The 9,936-nt window shown below is 70.6% G+C and carries 10 protein-coding genes; all 10 read left to right on the forward strand.

Annotated elements, in window-relative coordinates; genetic code table 11:
• Positions 1-228: 228 nt before the first annotated feature.
• The 10 genes from rny (at position 229) to VFR64_20400 (ending at position 9,503) form a co-directional block, all read left to right on the forward strand.
• Positions 229-1,788 carry a ribonuclease Y gene (gene rny, locus VFR64_20355; protein ID HET9492090.1) on the forward strand — a complete coding sequence of 520 codons (1,560 nt, stop codon included), beginning with the start codon at positions 229-231 and terminating at the stop codon, positions 1,786-1,788.
• Positions 1,789-1,792: 4 nt separating this feature from the next.
• Complete coding sequence (locus tag VFR64_20360) at positions 1,793-2,569, forward strand: TIGR00282 family metallophosphoesterase (GenBank protein ID HET9492091.1); 777 nt, start codon at positions 1,793-1,795, stop codon at positions 2,567-2,569.
• Between the two features lie 13 nt (positions 2,570-2,582).
• A complete protein-coding gene (locus VFR64_20365) occupies positions 2,583-3,431 on the forward strand; it encodes a bifunctional 5,10-methylenetetrahydrofolate dehydrogenase/5,10-methenyltetrahydrofolate cyclohydrolase (GenBank protein HET9492092.1) in 849 nt (282 codons plus the stop codon).
• A 319-nt stretch (positions 3,432-3,750) separates the two neighbouring features.
• A complete protein-coding gene (gene xseA, locus VFR64_20370; GenBank protein ID HET9492093.1) occupies positions 3,751-5,040 on the forward strand; it encodes an exodeoxyribonuclease VII large subunit in 1,290 nt (429 codons plus the stop codon).
• Positions 5,021-5,263 carry an exodeoxyribonuclease VII small subunit gene (xseB, locus tag VFR64_20375; GenBank protein ID HET9492094.1) on the forward strand — a complete coding sequence of 81 codons (243 nt, stop codon included), beginning with the start codon at positions 5,021-5,023 and terminating at the stop codon, positions 5,261-5,263. The genes xseA and xseB overlap by 20 nt, the downstream gene beginning before the upstream one ends.
• Positions 5,260-6,156 carry a farnesyl diphosphate synthase gene (locus VFR64_20380; protein HET9492095.1) on the forward strand — a complete coding sequence of 299 codons (897 nt, stop codon included), beginning with the start codon at positions 5,260-5,262 and terminating at the stop codon, positions 6,154-6,156. Before xseB ends, VFR64_20380 begins: the two co-directional genes overlap by 4 nt.
• Positions 6,157-7,446 carry a phosphopyruvate hydratase gene (gene eno, locus VFR64_20385; protein HET9492096.1) on the forward strand — a complete coding sequence of 430 codons (1,290 nt, stop codon included), beginning with the start codon at positions 6,157-6,159 and terminating at the stop codon, positions 7,444-7,446.
• Positions 7,443-7,724 (forward strand): septum formation initiator family protein, encoded by a 282-nt coding sequence (locus VFR64_20390; GenBank protein HET9492097.1) that lies wholly within the window; start codon positions 7,443-7,445, stop codon positions 7,722-7,724. The genes eno and VFR64_20390 overlap by 4 nt, the downstream gene beginning before the upstream one ends.
• 16 nt (positions 7,725-7,740) lie before the next feature.
• The gene (locus VFR64_20395; protein ID HET9492098.1) at positions 7,741-9,243 is read left to right on the forward strand and encodes a glycosyltransferase; all 1,503 of its coding nucleotides are present in this window, start codon (positions 7,741-7,743) and stop codon (positions 9,241-9,243) included.
• Positions 9,240-9,503 carry a hypothetical protein gene (locus VFR64_20400; protein HET9492099.1) on the forward strand — a complete coding sequence of 88 codons (264 nt, stop codon included), beginning with the start codon at positions 9,240-9,242 and terminating at the stop codon, positions 9,501-9,503. Before VFR64_20395 ends, VFR64_20400 begins: the two co-directional genes overlap by 4 nt.
• Positions 9,504-9,936 lie beyond the last annotated feature (433 nt).

Raw genomic sequence — 9,936 nt, forward strand, 5'->3', positions numbered from 1 at the left:
ACGGCCTGAGCCATGCGCAGATCACCGTCGACGGCAGCCTCAGCCCCGCGAGCCGCTGACCTGACCTCCGACCGTTCTTCACGCGCTACTCCACACTCGAGGTGGTCGCGCTCCCCTGCCCCACTAGGGGCTGGGTATTTGACTCACCCTGCCCCCCACCCCTATACTTGTCAAGTCTGTCGGGCATTTGCGGCTCACATTCGCCCTGACGAAGGGATGACATAGGCGATGGAACCCATCATCTGGCTCTTGGTCCCGATCGCGATCCTCCTCGCCGGCCTGCTCGGGTACTTCCTGCACAAAGGGTTCAGTGAGCGCAAGCTGGGTGACGCCAGCCTGCGCGCCAAGCGGGTTCTCGACGATGCCGAGCGCGATGCCACCGCGCGGCAGCGGGCCGCCGAGCTCGAAGCCAAGGAGATCGTCCTGCGGGCGCGCACCGAGCTCGACACCCAGGCGCGCCAGCGCGAGCGGGAGCTGAGCCAGATCGAGCAGCGCGTCCTGGGCAAGGAGGAGCTGCTGGCCCGCAAGCTGGAGGAGATGGACCGCCGGCTCACCGACTACACGGCGAAGGAGAAGAGCCTGAGCCAGCGGGAGCGCGGCGTCGAGGAGAAGGAGCACCGAGTGGCCAACGCGGTCGAAGAGCAGCGCCGCCGGCTCGAGGTCATCGCCGGGCTGACCGCCGAGGAGGCCCGGCGGCAGCTGGTGGCCCAGATGGAGGAGGAGGCGCGGCGGGAAGCCGCCCTGATCGCCATGCGGCTGGAGGAGCAGGCCCGGGAGACGGCCCGCGAGAAGGCCAAGGAAGTCCTGGCCACCACGATCCAGCGCCTGGCTCCCGACTACACGGTGGAGACCTCGGTGTCGGTGGTCGACCTGCCCTCCGACGACATGAAGGGCCGCATCATCGGTCGCGAGGGACGCAACATCCGCGCGCTCGAGATGCTGACCGGCGTGGACCTCATCGTGGACGACACGCCAGAGGCGGTGCTGATCTCGGCCTACGATCCCTACCGGCGGGAGATCGCCCGGCGGGCGCTGGGCATCCTGATCGTCGACGGCCGCATCCACCCGGCGCGGATCGAGGAGGTCGTAGAGAAGGTCAAGAAGGAGATGGAGCAGCACCTCAAGGAGGAGGGCGAGAAGGCCTGCTTCGAGGTCGGCGTGCACGGCCTGCACCCCGAGCTGGTCAAGCTGGTGGGGCGGATGAAGTTCCGCACCTCGTACGGCCAGAACTGCCTGCAGCACTCCAAGGAGGTGGCCTGGCTGTCCGGGATGATGGCCGCGGAGATCAAGGCCGACGTCAAGCTGGCCAAGCGGATGGGGCTGCTCCACGACATCGGCAAGGCCCTCACCCACGAGCAGGAGGGCAGCCACCCCGAGCTGAGCCTGCAGGTGCTGACGAAGTACAACGAGAGCCCCGAGGTCATCAACGCCGCCCTCTGCGGCCACGAGAACGTCGAGCCCCAGACCACCGAGGCTGTGCTGGTGGAGGCGGCCGACGGCATCTCGGCGGCGCGCCCGGGGGCCCGGCGCGACGTGCTGGAATCGTACATCAAGCGGCTGGCCAAGCTGGAGGAGATCGCCCTGAGCTACCGCGGGGTGGAGATGTGCTACGCCATCCAGGCGGGGCGCGAGCTGCGGGTGCTCACCAAGGCCGACGTCATCTCGGATCTGGACGCCCACCAGCTGGCCCGGGACATCACCAAGCGCATCGAGACCGAGATGCAGTATCCGGGACACATCAAGGTCGTCGTCATCCGGGAGACGCGCGCCGTCGAGGTGGCCAAGTAGTGACATGAACGTCCTCATGATCGGCGACGTTTTCGGCGAGCCCGGGCGGACCGCCCTGGCCACGCTGCTGCCGCGGCTGCGCGAGCAGCACCACGTGGACTTCACGGTCGTGAACGTCGAGAATGCGGCGTCCGGCTTCGGGGTGACGCCGCAGATCGCCCGCGGCGTGCTGGACCTGGGCGTGGACGTGATGACGTCCGGCAACCACATCTGGGACCGCCGGGAGATCATCGACTACATCGCGCGGGAGAACCTGCTGCTGCGGCCGGCCAACTACCCGCCGGGCACCCCCGGGGTGGGCCACGTGACGGTGAAGGCCGGGCCGCATCGGGTCACCGTCATCAACCTGATGGGCCGCGTGTTCATGAACCCGATCGACTGCCCGTTCAAGAAGGCCGACGAGATCCTGGCCGACGTGGGCAAGGACACGCCCATCATCCTGGTCGACATGCACGCGGAGGCCACGTCCGAGTCGGTGGCCATGGGCTGGTACCTGGATGGGCGCGTCAGCGCGGTGGTGGGCACACACCGTCACGTGCAGACGGCGGACGAGCGCGTCCTGCCCGGGGGGACGGCCTACATCACCGACCTGGGCATGACGGGGCCTATCGACTCCGTCATCGGCGTCGACAAGGACCTGATCCTGCAGCGGTTCCTCACCCAGATGCCGATCCGCTTCGAGCCGGCCCGGGGGCCGGCCATGCTCTGCGGTGTGCTGATCACGATCGACCCCGAGAACGGCCGCGCCTCGAATATCCAACGCCTTCGCGTCCCCGCGTGACCGCCGAAATCCGTTGATCCTGGACGGTCGGGTCGTCGCCGAGAAAGTCCTGGGAGAGGTCCGTGACGGCGTGCAGCGGCTGCGCGCCGCCACCGGGCGGGCGCCCACGCTGGCCGTGGTGCTGGTCGGGGATTTCGCGCCGTCCCGCATCTACGTCGCGAACAAGAAGAAGATGAGCGATTCCGTCGGCATCGCCACCCGCGACGCTATCTATCCCGAGGGGCTGTCGCGACAAGCGCTGCTCCGGACGCTCCGCGAGCTCAACGACGACCCCGGCGTGCACGGCATCCTGCTCCAGCTGCCCCTGCCGCCGGGCCTCGACGAATCCGAGGCGATCGGGGCGATCTCTCCCGACAAGGACGTCGACGGGCTCACGCCGGTGAACCTGGGGCGGCTGCTGGCCGGCGAGCCCGGGCTCGTGCCGTGCACGCCGGCCGGGTGCCTGCAGATCCTCGACCACTACGGCGCCGAGCTGAAGGGGGCCGAGGCCGTCGTGGTCGGCCGCTCACGGCTGGTGGGCAAGCCGCTGGCCCAGCTGCTCCTGGCGCGCCACGCCACGGTGACGATGTGCCACACGCGCACCCGGGAGCTCGCCGCCCACACTCGCCGGGCCGACGTCCTCTGCGTGGCGGCCGGCCGACCGGGCACGATCACGGGCGACATGGTCAAGCCCGGCGCCTGGGTGATCGACGTGGGGATCAATCGCCTGCCCACGGGCAAGCTCGCTGGCGACGTCGACTTTCCCTCGGTGTCCGCGCGCGCTCACGCCGTGACGCCGGTCCCCGGCGGCGTCGGCCCCATGACCGTCGCTATGCTGATGCGCAACACACTGCTCGCGGCGGAGCGCCAGCTCGCGCGATGAACGCGGCTCGCGCGGTGAACGCAGCCCAGTGGCGGGGAGGGCAGGGGGTGGGCGATACCACGCCGTCGGCGTTCATCAGACCCGCCGCGGCTGGGCTCCATCTGACACGGGGCGGCCCTTCGCCAGGCGAGGGAAACGGGTCTCGCCACCCCCTGCTCTCCCCACCACCGGGCTGCTTCACCAGGCGTCCAGCCGTCGCAACGCCAGGGAAACGGGTCTCGCCACCCCCCTGCCACCCCCTCCCCGCCGCCGCTCCACCACGGGGTGTTTGTCATCGCGATGCCGATGACTCGCGCAGGTCGCGCGCAGGAAACGAAGGATGACGGCCGAGCGCGCGGTGATGACGGTGTCGCAGCTGACCGAGCGCTTGCGCGCGGTGGTGGAGGAGCGCTTTCCCGCGGTCTGGGTCGAAGGCGAGATCTCCAACTTCCGCTTCTACAACTCCGGGCACGCCTACTTCACCCTCAAGGACGAGACGGCGCAGCTCCGCGCCGTGCTCTTCCGCACCCGGCTGCGCCGGCTCCGCTTCGAGCCCGGCGACGGCCAGCACGTCCTGGCGTTCGGCAGCCTCGAGGTCTACGTCCAGCGGGGTGAGTACCAGCTGGTGGTGGAGCTGCTGGAGCCGCGAGGCCTGGGAGCGCTGCAGCTCGCGTTCGAGCAGCTCAAGAAGCGGCTGCAGGCCGAGGGCCTCTTCGACGCCGGGCGCAAGCGCCCGCTGCCGCGCTTTCCGCGGAAGATCGGCATCGTGACGTCGCCCAGCGGGGCCGCCCTCCGCGACATGCTGCGCATCATCGGCCGGCGCTTCGCGGGGCTGGGCATTTTGATCGCGCCGTGCCGGGTGCAAGGCGACGGCGCGGCCGGCGAGATCGTCGACGGCATCGCCTCGCTCAACGCCATGGGCGACGTCGACGTCATCATCGTGGGCCGCGGCGGCGGGTCGCTGGAAGACCTCTGGGCGTTCAACGAAGAGTCGGTGGCCCGGGCCATCGCCGCCTCCAAGGCGCCGGTCATCGCGGCGGTGGGCCACGAGGTGGACTTCACCATCGCCGACTTCGTGGCCGACCTGCGGGCGGCCACGCCATCGGCGGCGGCCGAGCTGGTGGTGCGCGAGAAGGCCGCCGTGGCCGAGTCGCTCGAGCTGCTGCGCTCCCGGATGCAGCGGGCGGCCACCCGGCCCCTGCGCGATCTGGTCCGGCGCGTGGACGAGCTGCAGGGGCGGCTCCAGCATGCCGGACGCGGCTCCCACCGGCGGGCCAGACACCGCATCGAGCTGCTGGTCGCCCGCCTGCGCGCGGCCAGCCCGTTCGCCCGGCTGCGGGCCGACCGTCACCGGCTGGAGCGCCTCGAGGGCCGGATGCGCGAGGCGGTGAGTCGCCGAACCGTGGAGCGGCGGCACCGGCTGGCCGGGGCCGTCGGGCGGCTCGACTCGCTGTCCCCGCTGGCGGTGCTCGGACGTGGCTACAGCCTCACGCGCACGAGAGATGGGCGCATCGTCCGGACGGCCAGGGAGGTGCGGCCGGGCGATCCGCTGAGCGTGCTGCTGCACCAGGGCCGCCTCGACTGCCGCGTGGAGCGGGCGAGGGAGGACGATGAGCGACCTCAAGTTTGAGGACTGCCTGGCCCGGCTCGAGCAGATCGTCAACGCGCTGGAGTCCGGCAACCTGCCGCTGGAGGAGTCGCTCCGGGTGTTCGAGGAAGGGGTCGCCCTGTCCCGGCGCTGCGCCCGGTACCTCGACGAGGCCGAGCGCAAGATCGAGATCCTGACCAGGGACGAGGCCGGTGGGGTGAGCCCGCGGCCGTTCACCGAGTGGGAGAGCGAGCCCGAGCGGTGAGCGGCTTCGATCTCAAGGCCTATCTGGACGAGCGCCGCGCCCTGGTCGATGCGGCGCTGGCCCGATGCCTCCCGGCCGAAGACGCTCCGCCCGCCACGATCCACCGGGCCATGCGCTACAGTGTGCTGGCCGGCGGCAAGCGGCTGCGTCCCATCCTCGTCATCGCCGGAGCCGAGGCCGTGGGCGGCCGGGCCGAGGCCGTGCTGCCCACCGCGTGCGCGCTCGAGCTGATCCACACCTACTCCCTGATCCACGACGATCTGCCGGCGATGGATGACGATGACTACCGTCGCGGTCGCCCCACCAACCACAAAGTGTTCGGCGAGGCGATGGCCATCCTGGCCGGCGACGCGCTGCTCACGCTGGCCTTCCAGCTCGTCGCCAGCAACGTGACTCAGGTACGCGAGCCGGAGGTGATCTGCGACGTGGTGGCGGAGATCGCCAGCGCCGCCGGCACGGCGGGCATGGTGGGCGGCCAGGTGGTCGACATCGAGTCCGAGGGGCGCGCCGTCACGGCCGAGACGCTCGACTACATCCACGCCCACAAGACGGCGGCGCTCATCCGGGCCTCGCTGCGGGTCGGGGCGATGCTGGGCGGCGCCCGGGCCGAGCATCTTGCCGCCATCAGCACGGCCGGGGGCAGCCTGGGTCTGGCCTTCCAGATCGTCGATGATATCCTCGACGTCGAGGGCAGCCTGGAGGAGCTCGGAAAGACGGCGGGGAGCGACGAGCGCAAGGGCAAGGCTACCTATCCGGCGATCCATGGCCTCGAGGCCTCCCGCCGGCGCGCGCGGGCCCTGATCGAAGAGACCCGGGCGGCGCTGAAACCGCTCGGTCCCAGGGCCGAGCCCATCGGCGCGCTCGCCGAGTTCGTGCTCGAAAGGAGATCCTGAGTGTCGGCCATCACCGGTGTCTTCGCGCGCGAGATCCTCGACTCCCGGGGCTTTCCCACCGTCGAGGTCGAGGTGCAGGTGGAGTCCGGAGCCTGGGGGCGGGCTGCCGCTCCGTCGGGCGCTTCCACGGGGAAGCGCGAGGCCCTGGAGCTGCGGGACGGCGACAACCAGCGTTACCGGGGCAAGGGCGTCCAGCAGGCGGTCCGGAACATCGAGGAGACCATCGCCCCCGAGATCGATGGCATGGAGGTGACCGAGCAGGTCAAGATCGACCAGGCGCTGCTGGAGCTGGACGGCACCCCGAACAAGTCCTCGCTGGGCGCCAACGCGATCCTCGCCGTCTCGCTGGCCGTGGCCCGCACCGCGGCCGACGACGTGGGCTTGCCTCTCTACACCTACCTGGGCGGGCCCGGGGCGCGCCTGTTGCCCGTGCCCATGCTGAACGTGCTCAACGGCGGCGCCCACGCCGACAACGGCATGGACATCCAGGAGTTCATGCTGGTGCCGGCCGGCGCGGAGAACTTCTCCACGGCCCTGCGCATGGGCGTGGAGTGCTTCCACGCCCTCAAGGACCTGCTCAAGGACAAAGGGCTCTCCACGGGCGTGGGCGACGAGGGCGGGTTCGCCCCGGCCCTCGGCTCGAACACCGCGGCCCTGGACTTCTTCGTGCAGGCGATCGAGCGCGCCGGCTACCGGCCGGGTGAGGACGTCTTCATCGCGCTCGACGTGGCGGCCAGCGAGTTCGCCGAGGCGGGCGGCCGCTACCGGCTGAGCCGTGAACAGGCCGTTTACAGCAGCGAGGAGATGATCGCCCTGTACGAGCGGCTCTGCGACCGCTACCCGATCGTGTCCATCGAGGACGGGCTGGGCGAGGACGACTGGGGCGGCTGGGGCGCGCTCACCCGCCGCCTGGGCTCGCGGGTGCAGCTCGTGGGCGACGATCTGTTCGTCACCAACCCGGCCATCATCCAGCAAGGCATCAAGAACGGGATCGCCAACGCGGTGCTGGTCAAGGTCAACCAGGTCGGGACCCTGACGGAGACGATGCAGGCGATCGAGCTCAGCAAGCGGGCCGGGTACGGCACGATCATCTCGCACCGCTCGGGCGAGACGGAGGATACCTTCGTCGCCGACCTGTCCGTGGCCGCCAACGCCGGCCAGATCAAGACCGGCTCGGTGGCGCGCGGCGAGCGGACCTGCAAGTACAACCAGCTGCTGCGCATCGAGGAGGAGCTGGGCCACGCCGCCTCCTTTCCCGGGCGCAGCCTGTACGATCGGATCAGTCGGTGAGCCGACGCCGGCTGGTGGTGGTGGCCGCGGGGGCGGTCGCCGCCGTGGCGCTGGCCAGCGGCACCGTCAGCGGCATGCTCGGGATCCGGGCGATCCAGCGAGAGATCGCCGCCGCCGAGAAGGACCTGGCGACGCTGCGGGCCCGCGCCGAGACGCTCACCCGCATGATCGACCGGCTCCGTCACGATCCCGCCTATATCGAGAAGCTCGCCCGGGAAGAGCACGGATTCGTGCGCGAGGGCGAGAGCGTCTTGAAGTTTCCGCCGAAGGCGAAGTAACCTTCGACTCGTCACCATGGAATGGCTCTGGACGGCGCTCTTCGCTCTCTGCTCGTTCTTCAACGGCCGGGCGGCGTTCAAGCTCCTGCTCGACTGGACGGGCATGGTCAGGACGTGTCGCTGGGTGGCGGAGGCCTATGCCCGGCTCGACGCGCTGCCCGACGAGGCGACGCTGGAGCGGACGCCGGCGGTGCCGGTCTTCGTCCACGTGGTGCCGGCCTGGGAGGAGCCGCGCATCGCCGCCACGCTGCGCGCGCTGCTCGGCTCGCGCTATCCGCACGGCAAGCTGCACGTGGTGGTGGTGACCCGGGAGGACGAGGAGCGCGAGCCCCACCCCGGAATGGAGGCGCCCACCGCCGACCTGGTGCGCCGGCTGCGCGCCGAGCTGCCGCCGTACCAGCAGAAGATGCTGTCGGTCGTCGCCATGCCGGGCGCGCGGCGCAAGGCGGATCAGCTCAACTGGGCGCTGCGCCCCGCGTTCCTCGCCGCCCTCCTCAACGGCTCGTACGATCCCGGCCACACCTACGTGGGCGTGAGCGACGCCGACTCCATCCCCGACCCCGACACCTATCGATGGATCGCCGCCGACGTGATCGCCGGTGGCGGCAGCCCCGCCTATCAGGGCGTCACGCTGTCGCTGGCCAACTTCGCCCAGCTGAACCACCGGTCCCGGGTCTGCGCGATGCAGCAATCGTCGATCTTCATCCGCGTCTCGATCGCGCGGCTCATCAACGAGAAGCGGCGCGTGGCGCTCTTCGCCGCCCTGGCGCGGGGGGCGCCGCGGCTGGCCCGGTGCCTGCGGCCGCTGTTCGAGCTGTGCTTCCGGCGCTCGCAGATCTGTCTCGGCCACAACCAGTTCGTGCGTCTGGACGTGCTCCAGGCCCTGGGCGGCTTTCCCACCTCGGGGGCCACGGAGGACTCGACGCTCGGCTACGCGCTGGGCGCGCGGGGCATCCTGCTCACGCCCATGCCCCTGCTCGAGCTCACCGATCTGCCCGAGACGACGGAGAAGATGGTGCGCCAGAACGCGCGCTGGTACCAGGGCGTGCTGGACGATGTGAGCTTCCTCTGGCGGACGTGGCGCCGGGCGCCGTCCGCCTACAACCTCGGGCAGCTCATCCGGCACGTGGGCAACAAGGTCGTGGAGTGGCCCGCCGCGGCCGTCGTCTATCCCACCGCCGGCTTTTTGGGCTGGCACCTCGCCTACGGCTTCGGCGAGCTGCCGTGGCTGCTCGCGCTCGGCGTCGCGCTGCCCTCGATGTCGCTCGGGCTCACGGTCTGGGTGGGCGGCATCGTCACCCAGGACCTCATCGAGGAGCTGGCGCCACACTTCCCCCGCGCCGTCGACGTCACGCGCACCTCGCTGCGGGCCAAGCTCTGGGGGATCTTCCGCTGCCAGACCTACTGGCTGCTGGCGACGCGGGGGGCCTGGCGGGTGCTGTGGACGGTCGCCCGGCGGCGTCGCTACGAGGCCGGCAAGACCGACCGCGTGCTCATATCGTCCGGGGCCCGCGGATGAGACGTGCGGCCACGCCCAGCCTGATTCTGGCGGGGATCCTCAGCACCGGCTGTGGGATGACGCTGGCGCAGGAGAGCGAGCCCGCCGCGGCCGTCGGCCGCGTCGAGATGGTCGACGTCAAGGACAGCGTCGTCGTCGCCGAGTTCCCGGAGGGCACGCGGCTGATCCATGTCGACACGAGGCAGGCCGCCCGCTACCGACCCGGTGATGAGATCCGCCTCGACCGGGCCGGTCGGCCACTGCCCCCCCGGCCGTACTGACGTCTCGGCCACCATGACCGACGCCTGGGCATCAGTGTTCGACCGCATGCTGGCGCGGCTCGAGACCACCGGCAGGACGGTGACCGAAGGCTTTCCCCACTACGCGGATCCGGCGACTTCGACGACCCCGCCATCCCGGCGACGGACCGGGACACGTCCGCCACCGCCATCGTCGCCGCCGCCCTGCTCAAGCTGGGCGCGCTCCTGCCGGACGAGCCATCGCAGCCTGCAAGGTCTCGGAGCCGCCCCGCAAGCCTCCGTGGCACAGCGAACGTGCGACAGTCCCGCCCATGAGACCCGGATTACCGAGACGGACCGCAATGTCAGCTTGCGTCGGTGATCCGAGAACCCCGCATCCAATATGCCGACGACCCTGGCACCACGCCTGCATTGACGACGCGGCGAGCCGCTGGCGCATTGGGCGCCTCGGCTC

Source organism: Candidatus Methylomirabilota bacterium (assembly GCA_035709005.1).
Lineage (GTDB): Bacteria > Methylomirabilota > Methylomirabilia > Rokubacteriales > CSP1-6 > 40CM-4-69-5.